Consider the following 17,360-nt stretch of genomic DNA (forward strand, 5'->3'; position numbering starts at 1 on the left):
TGCTGAAAGTGGGCGAATTTAGCGAGCGGCGGCCGCGTCGAGACCGGCCTGCAGCAGCTCTGGCGAAATCTCCCCGACATGCAGATCCGCCAGCGTGCCGTCGGCGCGAAGAAACAGGGTGAGCGGGATACCGGCGGCGCCGTAATGGCGCTGCACTTCAAGTGCTGGGTCCAGCAGCACACGGTCAAGCCTGAGCCCTTCATCCTTGAGATAGGCGCGAATGCGGTCCGGCCCTTCGGCCTGGTTGACGAAAACAAACGCCGCCTCGCGGTTCTCGGCAGAAGCGCGCGCCAGCAGCGGCATCTCGCGCCGGCAGGGTGGGCACCACGTGGCCCAGAGATTGACCACGGACGGACGGCCGCGCAGATCGCTGATGGCCAGCGGCGGTCCATCGAGCTGCGCCAGAGCGACGGTCGGCGCGGCCTTGCCGATCGTTGCCCGGGTGAGTTCGCCGGTGCCGGCCCAAAACAGCAGGCCGAACGCCGCGGAGACGACTAGCGCGGCCGCGGCCCGCCACGAGCGGATGGCCATCGCACCGGCGGCGCTCGCCAGCACCGCCCCCGGCAATGGTGCAAAGCCGCCCTGCCAGAAGGCGAAGGCGCGTATCGGTTCCTGCGAGAAGCTGCCCCAATGCTGCACGACATGACCGAGCCGGGCGCCCATGAGGCCCGTGAGCAGCGCCCACCACGCCGCACGCCCGAGCCCTGGCGCGAAGCGGCGGTCAAGGAAGGTCGCCACCAGCAGGAACGCAAAGATGCCAACAATCGCCGCGAGACGGTCGCCGGCGAAGACGAAGGGACCGAGGCTATAGGCACTCATGACGGATCGGGCTCCAGGCGCGGACGGCTGAAGCTCGGCTGGTGCGAAACCCAGCTTAAGCGAGGCTTAAGCGGCTGGCTCATGTGGCGTGGGAGACCACCACAATCGGCGACGCGGCCCAGCAACATCCGTGTCTGATACTACCGAGCTGCGTGTGCTCAGTTGGCGGGCAGGACCACGACCTTCGTTCCGTCCGGGATGCGCTGATAGAGGTCGATCACGTCCTGATTCATCATGCGGATGCAGCCGGACGAGACCGCCTCGCCGATCGACCACGGCTCATTGGTGCCGTGGATGCGGTAGAGCGTATCCTTGCCGTCCTTGAACAGGTAAAGGGCGCGGGCGCCGAGCGGATTGCTCTCCCCGCCCGCCATGCCCCCGGCCCATTTCTCGTATTTCTCCGGCTCGCGCGCGATCATGTTCGGGGTCGGCGTCCACCGTGGCCAAGCGCGCTTGTGGGCCACCTCGGCGGTGCCGCTGAACTCCAGCCCCTCGCGGCCGACGCCGACACCGTAGCGCAGGGCCTTGCCGTTCTCCTGCACGAGGTAGAGGAAACGGTTCTTGGGGTCGACCACCAGCGTTCCCGGAAGCTGGCCGGTGGGATCGTCGACCAGCGCGCGGCGGTTGCGCTCCTTCATTTCGCCGACAGGCACGCCGGGAACCCGGAACCCGCCATCCTCCAGCGCCGCGTAGCGCGAGGCAAACGGGGAGACAGCGGGCGCTGGTGCAGACTGGGGCCGGCGTGTGGCGCAGGCGGCGAGCGCGAGGGGAAGAAGAAGGAGCACGCCGCGCCGTGACACGCCGCACAGCGTCTGACGGTCATTTCTGAGCTGCATGAGATCACTCCGCCGCTTGGCGACGGCGCGCTTCGGCGAAGGCTTCCTTGAAGCCGGCATAGTCCAGCGTCGAGGTGCGGAACGGGCCGATGAGGTAGGTTGGCGTCCCTTGTAGGCCGATCGATTCCGCCTGGGCTAGGTTGCGCCTTAGCAGAGCGGCGATGTCGCCGACATGAGTGTTGAGATCGGCATTGAGCCGGTCGATATCGATACCCGTCGCGCGCACCGCTGCCGCCATCTGCTCCTTGCTGACGCCGCGGCCGGGGATGGCCATCAGGGCGTGATGGACCTTGTCGTAGCCGTCCTGGTACTTGGCAGCGAGCGCCATTTGTGCGCCATAGACCGAGGCTTCGGTGAGGATCGGCCAGTCCTTGTAGACCAGCCGGATTCCGCCATCTTCCTTCACGGCACGTTCGAGATCCGGTGCGGCCTTCTTGCAGTACGGGCAATTGTAGTCGAGGAAGGCGACGACGGTGACGTCGCCGTTCGGGTTGCCGGACGTCGGTGCGGCGGGGTCGCGCAAGATCGCGTCGACATCGACGCCCTGTGAGAGGACGGGAGAGGTCGGAAAGGTCGCGCCTGCGACGAGCATGCCGGCAAGCGTAAGGAAGTGGCGGCGCTGCATGCGAACTCCTGAGCGTTTAGGGATGAGAGGCGAAGCGGGTCACGCGCCCGCGGCGTCGAGCCGGCGGGCGATCTCCTCGACGGTGATGGGGCCGACGATGCGGGAGCCGGGAATCTCGCGTCCCTGCGCGTCGACGAGGAACAGCGCCGGCGGGCCGACCACGCGGAACCGCTTCATCAGGGAGCGGGTCGCTTCGTTGTAGTCGGTGACGTCGGCCGTAATCTGCGGCAGGCCGACCAGCCGTGCGCGCAATTCGGGCGCGGCCATCACCGTCGCGTTGGACTTGCAGACAGTGCACCAGTCGGCCGTGAAGTCGACCAGGATGGGTCGGTCCGGCGCAGGACCTTCGCTCGCTTCGACAATCGCCCGGTCGAAGCCGGAGGAAGATGCGACGGTGACAGCGGTGTCCGCCACCGGCTGGTCAGCAGCCGGCGCAGCGACAAAGGCCAGCGGACGAAATGGGTCCTGCGCTCCACCGGCGGCACCGATGACGAGCGTCGCGCCATAGAGCGCCGCCACCATGCCGCCGCCTCGCGCGAGGCGCGCAGCGGCGCCGCTCGACGCGGTAAGCCGATCAAACCCGCCGAAGAACGCCGCCGAGCCCACCAGCAGTACGCCGAGCATGGCCAGCGTGGCCGGCGGCGGCAGAAGCCTCCCGGCGAGCAGGATGGCGACGGCAAGGAAGACGACGCCGAAACCCTTCTTGGCCTGCTCGAGCCAGACGCCGCCGCGCGGCAGTAGCGAGGCGCCAAACAGCCCGACCAGCATCAGCGGCAGCCCCATGCCGAGGCCGAGCATGAAGAGCGCCGCGGCCCCGGTGGCGGCATCGCCGGTCGCAGCAGCATAGAGCATCGCGCCCGCAAGTGGCGGAGTAACGCACGGCCCGACGATAAGCGCCGAGCCGAAGCCCAGCACCGCCGCCCCACTGATAGAGCCGCCGCCGCCGCGCCCGGCCAGCCGGGCGGAAAACCCCGCCGGAAGTGCGAGATCAAACAGGCCGAACATGGACAGCGCCAGCGCGACGAAGATCGCGGCCATTACGCCGAGGGCAAGCGGGGTCTGCAGCGCCGCTTGAAGATTCGCTCCCGACCAGCCAGCCACCGCGCCGATCAGCCCGTAGGCGCCCGCCATGGCCAGCACATAGGAGCCGGTGAGCACGAGGCTGCGCCGCCATGTCAACGCTTCGCCTGAGCGGGTGAGCATGCCGGCGAGAATCGGAATCATCGGGAACACGCACGGCGTGAGCGCCAGCAGCAGGCCGAAACCGAGAAAGGCCAGCATTGTCCAGCCGAGCCCGCCCTGGAACAGCGCGGCAATGCCTTCACTCTCGTTCTCGACGATCGCCATCGGCGTCGAGCCCGCTTCACTCGCGGCCAGAGACGGGCTTTCCGGGTCGGCCGCATCCGCCGGAGACGACGTCAGCCCAGGCGACACCTCAGCTATCTGGAGGCTGGCGAGATTGACGAGACGGGCCTGGGGTGGAAAGCAGATGCCCTTGTCCGAGCAGCCTTGATAGCTGACCCGAAGCTGACCGGTACGGGCGAGTTCGCCGGCGTTGGCCTCAACATCGCGATGGAAGATCTGGACCACGCCGAAATTGGGATCGTCCTTGGCCTCTCCGGTGGGCCGCTCGAGAGCAACGGGCGCGCCGTCACGCGACGCCTCCAGACTGTCGCGGTAGAGATAGTTTCCCGGCGCAACCTTCCAGCGCAGCAGCAGCGCGCCCGAAGGCGACCGTCCGGCTTGGAGAGTGAAGGGCTCGGCGGCGGCCGTTGGGGCTAGCAGCGCGGTGAAGCTCGCGCTCTCGCCCGCAGTGGCACCCAGCGGCGACAGGCACGCCAGCCCAAGAATCACCGAGCGGATCACCCCAGCCAGGAATTGCCATGCCATCGCGTCACCGCTCCTCATTGATCGCGATGCAGCGCTCTTATCCTCACCTTAAGCCAGCCTTAAGGTGCCGGCGGATGCTGCCGACGCGAGAAGCAACGGAGATGAACAGGGCGTGATGCGCATACTTCTGGTCGAGGACGACGCCGTTCTGGCGGATGGGATCCGTGCGGGACTCTGGCTGGCCGGGCTCACCGTCGACGCGGTGGGCAACTGCGCCGATGCCGAGGCCGCGCTGGGTTCGTCGCGCTTTGATGCCGTCGTGCTCGATCTGATGCTGCCGGACGGCTCGGGGTTCGATGTCCTGGCGACGCTGCGCGCGCGGCACGACGCGACCCCGGTCATCGTGCTGACGGCGCTTGACGAGACGCCGGACCGGGTGCGTGGGCTGGACGGCGGTGCGGACGACTTTCTCGGCAAGCCGTTCGATCTCGACGAGCTCGCCGCGCGCCTGCGGGCGTTGGTCCGGCGAGGCGGCGGTCGGGCGAGCCCGCTTCTCACCCATGGCACTGTCGCGCTCGATCCCGCGACGCTCTCGGTGAGCATCGACGAAGTTCCCGTGCCGGTGTCTCGGCGGGAGTTCGCCGTACTGTCGATGCTGATGGAGCGGCCCGGTGTGATCCGCTCGAAAGGCGAACTGGAGGAGCGGCTCTATGGCTGGCAGGAGGAGATCGAGAGCAACACGGTCGAGGTCTACATCCATAACCTGCGTGCCAAGCTCGGCCGCGATCTGATCGAGACGGTGCGTGGGCTCGGCTATCGGCTGCGGGTACCGGCATGACTTCGCTGCGACGGCGGCTTTTCCTCATCCTGCTGGCGGCCACCGGCTTCATCTGGCTTTGCGCCATCGCCTGGATCAGCATCGGCAGCCGCAGCGAGTTGGAGCATGTCCTCGACGCTCGCCTGCAGGAAGCGGCCCGTATGGTTCATTCGTTGGCCATGGCGACAGGCACCGAAGAGGCCGGAACGGCCCCGCAAGCCTCGGCGTCGTTGCCTCCGCCATCCGATGCCGGCTATGAGCGCCAGCTCTCCTGCCAGATCTGGTCGTTCGACGGTCGTCTGATTGCCCGTTCCGCTGGCGCGCCGAATGATGCGCTGACGGGCGAGAGCACCGGTTTCTCCGATCGACAGATCAACGGCGAGACCTGGCGCGTCTACACGATCGAGGATCCCGTGAAAGGGGTGCGCGTGGTGGTCGGGGATCGGATCGGGCTGCGCGACCGACTGGTACACGATCTTGTCGCCGGTCTCGCGGCTCCGGCCTTGCTGGCCTTCCCCCTTCTGGGACTGCTCATCTGGTTCAGTCTAGGGCGGGGCCTTCGCCCCCTCAGCAAGGCGGCAGAGGAGATCGCCGCGCGCGAGGGCGATGACATGCGCCCGGTTGCTCCGAGCGGTGCGCCGGAGGAAATCCAGCCGCTGATTGGCGCTCTGAACGGGTTGTTTTCCAAGGTCGAGGCGGCCCGCGCACACGAACGCGATATCACCGCCTTCGCCGCGCATGAACTGCGGACGCCGCTGGCGGGGCTGAAGACGCAGGCACAGGTCGCCCTCGCCGCCGGCGAGACCAATCTGCGCGAGAACGCGCTCCGGCAGATCATCGTCTCGGTGGATCGAACCACCCGGCTTGTGCGCCAGCTTCTGGCGCTGGCGCGTCTCGACGCGGGAGCGGATGGCACGGTCAGAGAGGTCGCCCTCGGCGCGCTGGTCCGCGACATTGCCGATGCCGTGCCGCATCCCCCTGGCGTCATGACCCTCATCGATCCCGAGCTGGACCGCTGGGTGCGACAGGTCGATGGCGACACCCTCTCACTGGTGCTACGCAACCTGCAGGAGAACGCCGTCCAAAACACGCCGGCCGGGACAATCCGCTGGCGTGCGGAGGAGACAGACAGGATTGTGGTCGAGGATGAGGGTCCGGGCATTCCCGCGGGGGAACTCGACCTCGTGCGCCAGCGCTTCTACCGCGGGCGCACGACAACCGCTGCCGGTTCGGGTCTCGGCCTCGCCATCGCGGATGCCGCCACTCGTCGTCTCGGCGCGCACCTCGACATTGCCAACCGCACGGACCGCACCGGTGTGCGTGCCGTCATCGAACTAGGGCGAGAAAGCAGTCCGCCACGACCCGCGTGATTTGCGCAGGGATCGTCCCCTGCACAGTGCTCAGGGCGCTGAAATCGACGCCGCCATGCCCTCGACCGTGCGCGCGAGCGCGCAGGCTTGCCCGACAGACGCTCCCGCCACCTGAGGCTACGCCGTGACATCCGCCCTCTAATGGGCCCTCTGTCGAAGATTCGGTGTGCGGCCGCTCTCGAGTCCTTGGCACTTTCGCATCAGTATTTCGTTGCCGCTGTCGCACCTAGCCAAAGTCCGGTTGTGGTGAGAAACCCCTCTAAGCGCCATTCGACCCCCGACCTCACCCTGGGCATTCGCGGCGACACTAGCAGCGGCTATATTGGAGGGCGCGTTGCTCCCCAGCCGCTTCGGACCTGGATTGATGGCCTGAAGTCGGTCGGTGTGTGCCAATAGCTGATTTGCGAACCAATTCCCGACCGGGCGTTATTCAGCCTTGGGTAAAAGCACTCGCATCGTTTTCCCGTGACGTGACCAGACTGTCGATATTTTCCAAGAAGTACTTGAGTACGGGTGAGGGATTGTCCGCTCGATAGCCTGCTGCGATGTCGATCACGGGAGGATTGCCCACCAGGGGGCGGCTGACAACGGACCTGGGCAAGAGCGGCTCGACATAGGCTGGCAGGAGGGTAACTCCGCCCGTAGAGGCCACCAGGGAAATCCCGGTCGCGATGCCGTCGAGGAAGCTCGTCGGGGCCATCGCCACGCTGCGATCCGCCAGATAGCGGTCGACAATGCCCCGCAACACGTGGGGAGAGTCGGTGTAGCCGATGAAGGATGCGGGTTCGATGTCACGCACGTCGATCGCCGAGCAGGCGGTCAGCGGGTGGTCGCGAGGGAGCACGACCCTTATCGGTTCGGATGCGATGACCCGGTAGGTCACGTCGGGCTGAGGCTCGATCCGGCAAAAGCCAAGGTCGATGTCGCCGCGCTGCAGCGAGGCAGCGATCTCGACGGAGAAGTCGCTCGATACCCGGAAATCGATGTCCTTCAGCTGATCGCGCAGCACGTGGCTGACATGGCGCAGCCATTCCACTTCCTGACCCGTGAGGAAGCCAACCGAAAAGCTCGGCTTCGGCGGGCGCGCGGCCCGACGGGCCGCTCCCACCGCTTCCGCCGCGGATTTTAGCGCCAGACGGGCGTGCTCCAGGAAAGCTCGGCCGGCAGGAGTCAGGGTGACGCCCCGCGCGCCACGCTCCAGCAGTTGCGCGCCCACCTCATGTTCCAGATCGCGCAATTGCCGGCTCAGCGAGGGTTGCGCCGTGTGAAGACGTTTCTCCGCCGCCGAGGTCAGGCTCCCTTCCTCGGCTATCGCGACGAAGTAGCGGAGATGCCTAAGTTCCATGACTCATACCTATCAGGTATGGCTGAGAAATAAACGAAGTCATTCTCATGCGCAATCGCTGGGCCTATTCAGTGATGGTCAGCCCAGCGCGGACAATCTTTCCGGCGAGCGACGCACGCGATCCGGCCAAACGGCTGCGATGTTTTCACGACTGACCATCACCTCCGGCGAAACCCGCCGGGCATGTCGCGCCACATGGCGCGAGGAGCCGATCCATGTCTCACGAGTTTCGCCTTCTGATCGACGGCGTCGAGCGCGCTGGCTCGGCGGGACGGTCTTCCGAAGTCGTCGACCCGGCCACCGGCGAGGCGATCGGGACCGTCGCCTACGCGACCGCCAGTGACCTGACGCAGGCCGTCAGCGTGTCAGTCCGGGGCCTGCGCACCTGGTCGACTACCTCGCCGTGGGAACGCGGCCGCATTCTCAAACGCGCGGCGGACATCTTGCGCGCCGACGTAGAGGTCGCTGCCCGGACGATCACTCGAGAACAGGGCAAGCCTCTGGTCCAGGCCCGGCTTGAAGTCCAGCGGTCCGCAGACTTTCTGGAATGGGGTGGGGAAGAGTCCCGACGGATCGCCGATTACTCCGTTGTGGGCCGCAGTCCGGGCAGCCGCACCGAGGTCCAAGCGCATCCGGTCGGCGTCGTGGCCGCCTTCACGCCATGGAATTTTCCCATGGCTCTGGCCGCCAAGAAATTCGCCGGCGCCCTTGGAGCAGGCTGCTCGGTGATCTGCAAGCCGTCGCAGGAAACGCCCGGATCCGTGCTGACCTTGGCTCGTGCCCTGCTGGAGGCAGGCGTGCCGCCGGCAGCGATTTCCGTCATCTTCGGCGAACCGAGCCTGATCTCCGACCATCTCGTCGCCGCGCCGGAAGTGGCCAAGCTGTCCTTCACCGGATCGATCCCGATCGGCAAGCGCCTGGCCGCCGCGGCTGGCGCGCGCATCAAGACCGTCAGCATGGAGCTTGGCGGCCACGCGCCGGTCATTGTATGCGGCGACGTCGACCCGATCTGGGCCGCCGACATGCTGGCGACTGCCAAGTTCCACAACGCCGGCCAATTCTGCCTCAGCCCGTCGCGCTTCTTCGTCGAGGCTTCGATCCGCGATCGCTTCGTCGCCCGCTTCGTCGAGCGCGCCGAAGCCCTGCGGGTTGGTCCCGGTCAGGATCCTGGCGTCGAGATGGGGCCGGTCGCCAACGCCCGCCGCCTGGGCTCCGTGGAAGCCATGGTCGAGGACGCGCGGATGCGTGGTGCGACCGTTTTGACCGGGGGCCGCAGGCTTGGCAACGAAGGCTATTTCTACGCGCCGACCGTGCTGGACGACGTGCCTGAAGAAGCCTCGGTCCTGAACGACGAGCCCTTCGGTCCGATTGCGCCGATGCTCTCCTTTACGGATGAGGCCGAGATGCTGCGTCGCGCCAATCGTCCGGAGTTCGGACTGGCGTCCTACGTCGTCACCCATGATCCGGTGCGCCAGCGCCGCCTGATCGACGCGCTCGAATACGGCGTCGTCGGCGTCAACGGTCCCATTACCCACAATCCCGAAGCCGCGCTCGGCGGCTGGAAGGAGAGCGGCATGGAGACCGAGGGCGGACCCGAGATCCTCAAGCCCTATCAGCGCACCAAGCATCTGAGCCTCGCGGCCTGATCCGGCGCGCTCCTCAAAGCCTGGAGGTCCGACGTGCTCGAAGATTCCTTCGCCTCCCTGTCCTTCATCGCCGGGCCGGCCATCCTGACCAACGCCAGCGCCATCCTCCAGAACGGCGCCACGACGCGCTACAACCTGGCCATCAGCCACCGGCGTGAAACCCGCGCGGCTCTTGAGAGACCAATCGACAGAGCCTCGCGGTCCGCTACGTGAAACGGACCTAGGCGCTTCAGCTGATCCGTCGGCGCGTCTGGCTGCAGTTGAACTGCCTGGGGTGGCTCAATGCCGCCGTCTCCGCAACGGCGGAGCCGATCTGCTGATGACAGGGATGTTCGTCTCGGCCGGACTGGGCCTCGCCGCTCTCCTGGCTGCGACCCTGGCCCTTTTCATAGAGAGCGCCTCCAGCGGCGCCCTGCTGCGCCTTGATCGCGAGCACGGCGAGGTCGCGCTCCGCAACATCAAGCTTGGTTAACCCTCACCTTCAAAGGACGAAGACAATGACCACGCTCTCTATCGTCACCGGCGGCAGCCGTGGCCTGGGCCGCAACACCGCTCTCAGCATCGCTCGCCATGGCGGCGATGTGATCCTGACCTACCGCAACCGCGCCGACGAGGCCCAAGCGGTGGTGACTGAGATCGAAGCCATGGGCCGCCGGGCCGTCGCCCTTCAGCTCGACACTGGCGACATCTCGGGCTTCGGCGCTTTCTCAGATCAGGTGCGCGACGCGCTGACGTCTCTGGGCCGGGACAACTTCGACCATCTCGTCAACAACGCCGGACACGGCGAGATGGCCGCCTTCGCCGAGACGACCGAGGCGCAATTCGACCTCATATTCAATGTTCACGTAAAGGGCGTCTACTTCCTGACGCAGGCCTTGCTGCCGATGTTGGCCGATGGCGGCCGGATCGTAAATTTCTCGTCCGGCCTCACCCGTGTCTCCTACCCGGGCTTCTCGGCCTACTCGGCCGCCAAGGGCGCTGTAGAGATCATGACGCTCTATATGGCGAAGGAACTGGGCGGCCGGGGCATCACCGCCAACGTCGTCGCGCCAGGGGCCATCGCCACCGATTTCCTCGGTGGCGCCGTGCGGGACACCCCGGCCTATAACGACGCTTTTGCCGCGATGATCGCGCTTGGTCGGGTAGGCGTTCCCGACGACATCGGTCCGGCCGTGGCCAGTTTGCTCGGCCTCGAGAACCGCTGGATCACCGCCCAGCGCATCGAGATCTCGGGCGGCCAGAACATCTGATCCCTGATCCGTACTTCCCGACGGCGGGCGTCATACGTCCCCCCTTTCAAGGAGACTACCCATGAAGTCCATTCTCATCGTGCTGTCCGCCGCCGATCACTGGACTCGCGCGGACGGCTCGCTCTACGAGACCGGTGTCTGGGCCGAGGAGTTCATCGTCATCGACGAGGCCTTTCATCAGGCGGGCCTCCGGGTCGACCTGTCAACGCCCGGCGGTGCAGCGCCGACCATCGACGCCCTCAGCCTTTCCCCCGATCTGATCGGCGAGGCCACCGCCAATCGCTACAGGGATTACCTCGACGCGAATTCCGGTCGTCTGAAAGCGCCTCTCGTCCTCGCCGATGTCGATCCGCTGACCTACGACGCCATCGTAATCCCCGGCGGTCACGGCCCGGTCGAGGATCTGTGGAAGGACGCTGACATGGGCCGCGTCCTGGTGGAAGCAAACCGTGCGGGGAAGCTAATCGGCTCGGTGTGCCATGGCCCCGCTGCCCTTCTGGCGGCCGATGACTATGCTCGCTGGCCGTTCGAGGGGCGTCGCATGACGGCTTTCACCGATGAGGAAGAGATCGAGTTCGGCACGGCCGAGAATGCACCCTGGCTCCTCGCTCGCCGACTGCGCGAGCGAGGAGCGGCGTTTGAGCAGGGGCCGAACTGGGGCATTTTCGTCGTCGAGGACGGCAACCTTATCACGGGTCAAAACCCGGCCTCCAGCGCGGCCGTCGCCAAGGCCGTCATTACGGCGCTGAGGTCTTAGACTTCGCGTAGGATTGCTTTCGGGCGGGCCAATTCGGGACCGCCCCCAGGGTACGAAAAAGGCGCCTTCCCTCGCTCCTCATCAATCGCCTGGCGGCAATTGGTGCTGCTGGCTCGTGCTAACCCTGACCGCAGGTGATCAATTCTCTCCTGCGTCAATCAAAACGGCCGTCCCAATAGCTTTATTGGCGCGGCGGTTGGCCACCCCTTCTCGGGGACCAGCCGATCCCCACCAGTCCCGCCCTGTGGACCAGTGAGGATTGAACAATCGCGCGCACCCTCTGTTGTTGGGGTCGCCTCGGCAAGTCCGCGCTGCCGGGCCCAGCGGGCCTATCGCTCATCCATGTCGAAAGACCGCCGCCGCTGCCATTTCCGGCCCCACTTCCGGTGCATTTCCAGCCCGTCCATACAGCGTCGCGTCGAGCTGGGCAGTTTCCCGCCCGCTCACCGGCCGGCCGAGTTTGCGGCGGCGGCTCAGATAGTGTTCGGCCGCGCGGCGGATGGCGGTGAGATCGCCGCCGCGAACCGCGCGCTTGAGACGGTGGCGCGTCGGGTCGAAGGGCGAGAGCCGCCGCAGCCGGCGCCGCATGTCGTCCCTGCGCCGGCGCGACAGCCCCGCAAAGGCGCAGGCGAGACCCGCCGCCAGCCCCGCCGCGACGGCGAGCAGCCCGGCGCGCGCCTGCCCGGCGGGCAGCCGGTCGATGCCGCGGCGATTGTCGCGGAAGCTGGCATAGCCGAACGGGATCGCCGGAATCTCGGCGCTACGCATCTGCCGGGCGACCGTGTCGAACCAGGGAAGGGTGACGGCGGGGAGCACGCCCGGCTCGCCGGTCTTGGGCCGCAGATGCCATTCCCAGGTGACCGTCGTCACCGGCCCGGCCGGCGTGAGCTGCATCTCGCGCTGCTCCGGCGCCGCGAAGCTGATCAGCCAGGGCTCGCGCATGGCCGGTCGCGGCGGCACGAGATGCGGCAGCGTGCCCTCGGCCTTGAGCGTGACGCGGCGCACCAGCGTCTCGCCGTCGCGGAGGTTTCCTGGTGCCGACGACAGCTCGTCCGCGATGGTGACATTGCGGGCGGCAAGGGGTGTCCCCTCGGTGGCGAGGGATGCCACCGGTGGCACCGGAAATGTCACCGAACTTGCCACCACCTCCAGCGGCGTGCGCAGGTTGTCCGCGCCGACCACGGTGAGACGATGCGTGACAGGCCCAATGGTCAGCGCGCCCGCCCGTCGCGGGAACACGGCAAGGCGCCGCTCGAACACGCGGACGGTGCGCCCGTCGATCTCCTCGTCCCGCCACTGGTCGCGCGCGAGCTGCACCCAGTCATAGTCGTCCGAGCCCGGAAAGGTCAGCGTTTCCAACGCGATCACGCTGGTGTATTCGCCCCGCAGCGTAACCGGGATCATCTCGCCGACCACCGGCCGCATGCCCTCCGGCACCACGAGGCGCAATGTGTCGGCATGGGCGCCGCCGGCGAGCAGCAGGAGAAAGACGGCGATCCACTTCACCATCTGTTGCCCTCTTCGGGCCGCAATAGGCCGAGGCCGGCACGGCGTTCATGTTCCTTCTGCAGCCGCAGCCGCAGGAACTCGCCGGGATCGTCGGCGAGTGTTTCGAGCCAGGCATCCGAGGCGGCAAAGCCGCGCGCCACGATCGGCTTCTTCCAGCTGGGATCGGGCGTACTGGCCATCATCTGGCCGCTCGCCTGCGCCGACGGTCCAAGGCCCCCCTCGCCGGGCAGCCGCCCGGGCGCGATGCTCTCGCCCCCGGTCTTGTCGACCATGGCATCGACGAGATCGCGCAGCCGGCGCGCCTCCTCATCGGCCGGATTGGCGAAGAGCACGGCGTCGAAATAGGCGACGGACAGCGCATGGCGGCCGGTTGCGGCGAGCGTCAGGGCACGGTTGAAGGTCTGGCTGCGCCCGGCTTCCGCGAAGGCGGCATCGGCCGCCTCATAGGCGCCGCCGCGATAAAGCGCGAGCCCCCGCGCGGCGGGGTCGTCCAGAAGCCCCGCAACAGGCACGCCGGTCCAGAGCGCGAGGCGGCCCCAGGCGGCCGGGCCCGCGAGGAGGATGAAGGCGAGGCCGGCGCCGGCCATAAGCGCAGCGCGGTTCATGCGCGCCTCCGGAACAGGCTGAGCAGCGGGAGCGCCGCCAGCCCGGCGATGAGCGGCCCGAGGTCGCGGAACTCCAAAGCGGCGAGCGCCGGGTCCCGTTCCAGCCCGCCGCCGCGCGCAAGGCGGCGCAGCACCGACTCCGGCGAACGTGCCGGCGCTGTGGCATTGCCGATCGCTTCCAGCGCCGCGCCATCGCTCGCCTCGCCCATGGCTCCCTCGAGAGCCAGGGTGGAAAGCCGGATGCCGTCACCGGCGAGCCTTCCGGCCTCCACCTGCGTCGCATCGTCGATGCCACCGCCATCGGAGATCAGCACGAGATCTGCGTCGCGGCTCCCGCCGAGCATCTGCCGCGCCAGCGCCAGGGCAGTCGCCGGACGACTGCCGCCGCCGGGCATGGTGTCGGGCGCGAGCACCGCGATCTGGCTTTCCAGCGTCGCCGGGTCCGCGGTGGGGGCGGCGACGTCATAGGCCTCGCCGGAATAGAGGACGAGGCCGACCGGCCGACCGTTGGCCGCGGCCAGAATAGCGGCAGCGGCCGCCTGCGCGTCGGCCAGGGCCGGGCTCTCGGCGACGGAGGGGGACATGTCGATGGCGATCAGGATCGCGCCGCTCCCGGCCAGCAGCGGGGTGTCCGCGCGCGGCAAAGCCGGACCGGAAAGACCGAGGCCGATCAGCGCCGCGGCTGCTAGCGCCGCATAACGCTGCCGGCCGGCCGCAGAGCGCAGATGGCCGAGCGCCCGCATCGCCGCCAGCATGACTGAAGGCATCACCCGCTCCCAGCCGCCGGCCGCCGGGCCACGGCGCCACTGCCACAGCGTCAGCACGGCCAGGAGAGGCAGAGCAGCCAGCCAACCGGGGCGCAGCAGGACGAGGTCGCTCATTCCCGCCTCCGCGCGGCAAGCAGCAGGGTGAGCGCCATGGCCACGCCGCCCGGCCATATCCAGAGCGGCTGCCAGTACTGCAGCGGCGGGCGCCTCATCGGATTGGGCTCGAGCTCGTCGAGGCTGGCGGCCATCGTCTCCAGATCCTCCATGTTGCGGACGCGGAAGCTGGTGCCGCCGCCCGCCTCCGCCATGGCGTGCAGCGCTGCCGCATCCACCGCGTCGCGCGACTCCGGCTGGTTTTCCAGATCCTCCGGACCGAGCGCGATGGTGTGTACCCTTATGCCGTGGCTGGCGGCGAGCCGTGCGGCATCGCCCGCCTGCACCTTGCCCGAGGTGTCGACGCCGTCGGAGAGCAGCACGACGACCTTGCTGGTAGCGTCGCTCTGCAGGAGCCGCCGGGTGGCAAGGCCGAGCCCGTCGGAGATCGCGGTCGAGCGCCCGGAAATGCCGATCTGCGCCGCCTCGATGGCGTGGGCGACGGAGCCGACGTCGAAGGTGGGCGGCTGGGCCACATAGGCGCGGTCGCCGAAGATGACGAGGCCGATCCGGTCGCCCCGTCGCGCCGCCACGAAACGGGAAGCGACGCGCCGGACCGCATCGAGCCGCGACAGCGGCTTGCCGTCGAGGACGAAATCCTCCTTGACCATGCTGCCCGAAAGGTCGAGCGCGAGCACGATTTCGCGGCCGGAGGCGGTCACGACATCCTTCGTCGCCGGCAGTTGCGGGCCGGCCAGCGCGAACACCAGCGCGGCCCAGGCCGCGATTGCCAGAGCTATGCCCAGCCGGTCGTCGCGCGTTCCTGCCGGTAGGGCGGCGGCGAAGGCTTTGGGGCCGACGCGCAGCGACGCGGCCACGGGTGCGCGGGCCGCGAGAAGGCGCCGGATCAGCCAGGGCAGCGGCAGCAGGAGAAACGCGAGCGGGAAGGCGAAGCTCATCGGCGCACGCGCCCTGCCTTCAGCGCGATCCGCTCGATCGTGTCGGAATCGAGCGGCGGCGCGGCGCCGTATGCGGTGGCGCGCAGGCCCGTTGGCAGGTGGCCGAGGATGCAGGCGATGGCGAGGGATCGCTCCTGCGGCGGCAAGGCGCGGGTGGCGCGGATCAGCGAGCGGCGGGACGGGCGGCGTTCCAGCAGCGGTAGTGCCAGCAGGGAGAGAAGCGCGGCCAGCAGCAGCCCGGCGCCGAACAGCAGCGCGTAGTCGGCGGCGTGGAGCTGCATCAGTTCGGGCGGCAGGCGCCCCTGCGGAAGGGCGGCGATCAGCTCAGCCTGCGTCATCGGCCACCGTCTCCAGGCTGACATTCAGCGCCCGCATGCGCTGCGCCAGCGCGGCGTGGTCGAGCGGGCGCAGCCGCGCCAGCCGGCTCAGCGGACCGGTATGGATAGGCAGCGCCGGCGCGGGCGGTGCGGTATCCAGCGGATCGAGCGGCAGAAGAAGCCGCACCCGCCGGCGCCGCGCGAGCCGGGCCAGCGCCGGCTCATCGTCGGGCGCCACGCCCTCGACATCGGTGGCGATGAGCACGTCGGCACCCGGCGGGGCGAGCCGCGCGGCGCGGGTGAGCGCCTCGGCGAGGGAGGGAGCATCGCCGCGCGCGTCGAGGGCCTGGTCGTGGCGGCCAGCGAGCATGTGGCTGATGCGGCTCATCTGCGGCACGCCGCCACCGGGCGGGATGACCGCGACACCCGCGGCATCGACGCTGATCGCCGATAGCGAGGCGCCGCGCGCCACCGCCTGCCACCCCCGTCGCGCCAGCGCCCGTGCCGCCCGCACCGAACGCAGCGTCTCCCCGGTGCCCCAGAGCATGGCGGGCCGGAAGTCGGCGATCAGCAGCAGCGTGTCGTCGCGGTCCTCGTGGAAGCTGCGTATGTGCGGCAGGCCGGTGCGGGCGGTGGCGGCGGGGTCGATCCGGCGCGCATCGTCGCCCTCGGCGAAGGCGCGGATCTCCCGCAGGTCCATGCCCGCGCCCGCCGCCTTGGCGGGAAGCGCGCCGGGCCGGCGCGAGGCGGGACGATGCCGGCCCGTCCTCGGCACGCCCTCGCGCAGCGCCAGCAACTCCGCCGCGGTGAGGCGTATGCCCGGCGCGTCCAGCGCCGCACTCACCATGGCTCCACCGCGCGCAGGATGTCGGCGACCAGGGTGCGCCCGGTGCGCCCTTCACCCAATGCCGTCCAGCTCGGGATCAGCCGGTGGGCAAGTGCGTCCGGGGCGAGTGCGGTTACGTCCTCGGGCAGCACATAGTCGCGGCCGCGCAGCCAGGCGCGCGCCTGCGCGGCGGCCGCCAGCGCCAGCGTGCCGCGCGGCGAGACCGCATGCTCGACCCATTCGGCGACCACGCCGCCGGGCCGCGACGCCATGACGAGGCGGACGATGTAGTCCTTCAGCGCCGGCGCCAGATGCACCCGCGCGGCCTCGGCCTTGGCGGCGTGCAGGTTCTCCGCCGACAGCGGAACCGCCGCCAGGGCCGGCGGCGCGATCCGCTCGGCCGCGACGAGATCGAGGATGGCGCGCTCCTGCTCCGCCAGCGGCAGGCCGAGCGAGAGATGCAGCAGGAACCGATCCATCTGCGCCTCGGGCAGAGGGAAGGTGCCCTCGTGCTCGATCGGGTTCTGGGTGGCGACCACCATGAAGGGATCGGGCAGCGGGCGGCTCACGCCCGCGGTCGTCACCTGCCCCTCGGCCATCGCCTCGAGCAAGGCTGACTGCACCTTGGGCGGCGCCCGGTTGATCTCGTCCACCAGCACCAGCGCGTGGAACAGCGGGCCGGGCACGAAGTCGAAGCCGCCGGTCTCCGGGCGGAACACCTGCGTACCGGTGAGATCGGAGGGCAGCAGGTCCGGCGTGCACTGGATGCGCGCATGGTTCCCCGGAAGATAGGCCGCAAGCCGTTTGACGGCGCGGGTCTTGGCGATGCCAGGTGGGCCCTCGATCAGCACGTGCCCGCCGGCGAGCAGGGCGATCAGCAGCCGCTCGACCATCTCCTCGTGGCCGATCAGCCCGGCGGCGACCTCGGTGCCAAGGCGCGTTATCGGATGGCTCATGTCGTTCATGCGGCAAGCCTCCCTTTATCGGGA

Annotated in this window: 19 protein-coding genes; 7 read left to right on the forward strand and 12 right to left on the reverse strand. The window is 68.6% G+C overall.

The features are described 5' to 3' along the window. Positions 1-18: 18 nt before the first annotated feature. From SNOV_RS06195 to dsbD, 4 genes are all read right to left on the reverse strand, one after another. The gene (locus tag SNOV_RS06195; RefSeq protein WP_013166058.1) at positions 19-819 is read right to left on the reverse strand and encodes a TlpA disulfide reductase family protein; all 801 of its coding nucleotides are present in this window, start codon (positions 817-819) and stop codon (positions 19-21) included. A 158-nt stretch (positions 820-977) separates the two neighbouring features. After that, positions 978-1,655: a L,D-transpeptidase gene (locus SNOV_RS06200; RefSeq protein WP_013166059.1), complete on the reverse strand. Its 678-nt coding sequence runs from the start codon at positions 1,653-1,655 to the stop codon at positions 978-980. Positions 1,656-1,659: 4 nt separating this feature from the next. Beyond that, positions 1,660-2,280: a DsbA family protein gene (locus SNOV_RS06205; RefSeq protein WP_013166060.1), complete on the reverse strand. Its 621-nt coding sequence runs from the start codon at positions 2,278-2,280 to the stop codon at positions 1,660-1,662. 39 nt (positions 2,281-2,319) lie between these two features. Then, positions 2,320-4,170 (reverse strand): protein-disulfide reductase DsbD, encoded by a 1,851-nt coding sequence (dsbD, locus tag SNOV_RS06210; protein ID WP_013166061.1) that lies wholly within the window; start codon positions 4,168-4,170, stop codon positions 2,320-2,322. A 115-nt stretch (positions 4,171-4,285) separates the two neighbouring features. Between dsbD and SNOV_RS06215 the strand changes: the two genes are divergently transcribed. Further along, positions 4,286-4,948: a response regulator gene (locus SNOV_RS06215; RefSeq protein WP_013166062.1), complete on the forward strand. Its 663-nt coding sequence runs from the start codon at positions 4,286-4,288 to the stop codon at positions 4,946-4,948. After that, positions 4,945-6,297 carry an ATP-binding protein gene (locus tag SNOV_RS06220; protein WP_013166063.1) on the forward strand — a complete coding sequence of 451 codons (1,353 nt, stop codon included), beginning with the start codon at positions 4,945-4,947 and terminating at the stop codon, positions 6,295-6,297. Before SNOV_RS06215 ends, SNOV_RS06220 begins: the two co-directional genes overlap by 4 nt. A gap of 430 nt (positions 6,298-6,727) precedes the next feature. On the opposite strand, the gene SNOV_RS06225 is transcribed toward SNOV_RS06220, so the two are convergent. Continuing rightward, positions 6,728-7,642: a LysR substrate-binding domain-containing protein gene (locus SNOV_RS06225; protein WP_013166064.1), complete on the reverse strand. Its 915-nt coding sequence runs from the start codon at positions 7,640-7,642 to the stop codon at positions 6,728-6,730. Between the two features lie 215 nt (positions 7,643-7,857). On the opposite strand from SNOV_RS06225, the gene SNOV_RS06230 reads away from it, so the two are divergent. From SNOV_RS06230 to SNOV_RS06245, 5 genes are all read left to right on the forward strand, one after another. Beyond that, the gene (locus SNOV_RS06230; RefSeq protein ID WP_013166065.1) at positions 7,858-9,288 is read left to right on the forward strand and encodes an NAD-dependent succinate-semialdehyde dehydrogenase; all 1,431 of its coding nucleotides are present in this window, start codon (positions 7,858-7,860) and stop codon (positions 9,286-9,288) included. A gap of 33 nt (positions 9,289-9,321) precedes the next feature. Then, complete coding sequence (locus SNOV_RS06235; RefSeq protein WP_013166066.1) at positions 9,322-9,501, forward strand: hypothetical protein; 180 nt, start codon at positions 9,322-9,324, stop codon at positions 9,499-9,501. 106 nt (positions 9,502-9,607) lie between these two features. Next, positions 9,608-9,760, forward strand: a complete 153-nt coding sequence (locus SNOV_RS23750; protein ID WP_013166067.1) for a hypothetical protein — start codon at positions 9,608-9,610, stop codon at positions 9,758-9,760. A gap of 25 nt (positions 9,761-9,785) precedes the next feature. After that, the gene (locus SNOV_RS06240) at positions 9,786-10,538 is read left to right on the forward strand and encodes an SDR family oxidoreductase (protein WP_013166068.1); all 753 of its coding nucleotides are present in this window, start codon (positions 9,786-9,788) and stop codon (positions 10,536-10,538) included. 61 nt (positions 10,539-10,599) lie between these two features. After that, positions 10,600-11,295 carry a type 1 glutamine amidotransferase domain-containing protein gene (locus tag SNOV_RS06245; RefSeq protein ID WP_013166069.1) on the forward strand — a complete coding sequence of 232 codons (696 nt, stop codon included), beginning with the start codon at positions 10,600-10,602 and terminating at the stop codon, positions 11,293-11,295. Between the two features lie 336 nt (positions 11,296-11,631). Here SNOV_RS06245 and SNOV_RS06250 read toward each other — a convergent pair whose 3' ends face one another. From SNOV_RS06250 to SNOV_RS06280, 7 genes are read right to left on the reverse strand one after another with little or no spacing between them, the layout of a single operon-like run. After that, entirely contained in the window at positions 11,632-12,804 is a 1,173-nt protein-coding gene (locus SNOV_RS06250) for a BatD family protein (protein ID WP_013166070.1), read from the reverse strand. Beyond that, the gene (locus tag SNOV_RS06255) at positions 12,798-13,409 is read right to left on the reverse strand and encodes a hypothetical protein (RefSeq protein ID WP_013166071.1); all 612 of its coding nucleotides are present in this window, start codon (positions 13,407-13,409) and stop codon (positions 12,798-12,800) included. Before SNOV_RS06255 ends, SNOV_RS06250 begins: the two co-directional genes overlap by 7 nt. Further along, positions 13,406-14,290 carry a vWA domain-containing protein gene (locus tag SNOV_RS06260; protein ID WP_013166072.1) on the reverse strand — a complete coding sequence of 295 codons (885 nt, stop codon included), beginning with the start codon at positions 14,288-14,290 and terminating at the stop codon, positions 13,406-13,408. The genes SNOV_RS06255 and SNOV_RS06260 overlap by 4 nt, the downstream gene beginning before the upstream one ends. After that, positions 14,287-15,228, reverse strand: coding sequence for a VWA domain-containing protein (locus SNOV_RS06265; RefSeq protein ID WP_013166073.1), 942 nt, complete (start codon positions 15,226-15,228; stop codon positions 14,287-14,289). Before SNOV_RS06265 ends, SNOV_RS06260 begins: the two co-directional genes overlap by 4 nt. Then, entirely contained in the window at positions 15,225-15,566 is a 342-nt protein-coding gene (locus SNOV_RS06270; RefSeq protein WP_013166074.1) for a hypothetical protein, read from the reverse strand. The genes SNOV_RS06265 and SNOV_RS06270 overlap by 4 nt, the downstream gene beginning before the upstream one ends. Further along, positions 15,553-16,392 carry a DUF58 domain-containing protein gene (locus SNOV_RS06275; protein WP_013166075.1) on the reverse strand — a complete coding sequence of 280 codons (840 nt, stop codon included), beginning with the start codon at positions 16,390-16,392 and terminating at the stop codon, positions 15,553-15,555. Before SNOV_RS06275 ends, SNOV_RS06270 begins: the two co-directional genes overlap by 14 nt. Then, positions 16,386-17,336, reverse strand: coding sequence for an AAA family ATPase (locus SNOV_RS06280; RefSeq protein ID WP_013166076.1), 951 nt, complete (start codon positions 17,334-17,336; stop codon positions 16,386-16,388). The genes SNOV_RS06275 and SNOV_RS06280 overlap by 7 nt, the downstream gene beginning before the upstream one ends. Between the last annotated feature and the right edge of the window lie 24 nt (positions 17,337-17,360).

The organism is Ancylobacter novellus DSM 506 (assembly GCF_000092925.1).
Classification (GTDB): domain Bacteria; phylum Pseudomonadota; class Alphaproteobacteria; order Rhizobiales; family Xanthobacteraceae; genus Ancylobacter; species Ancylobacter novellus.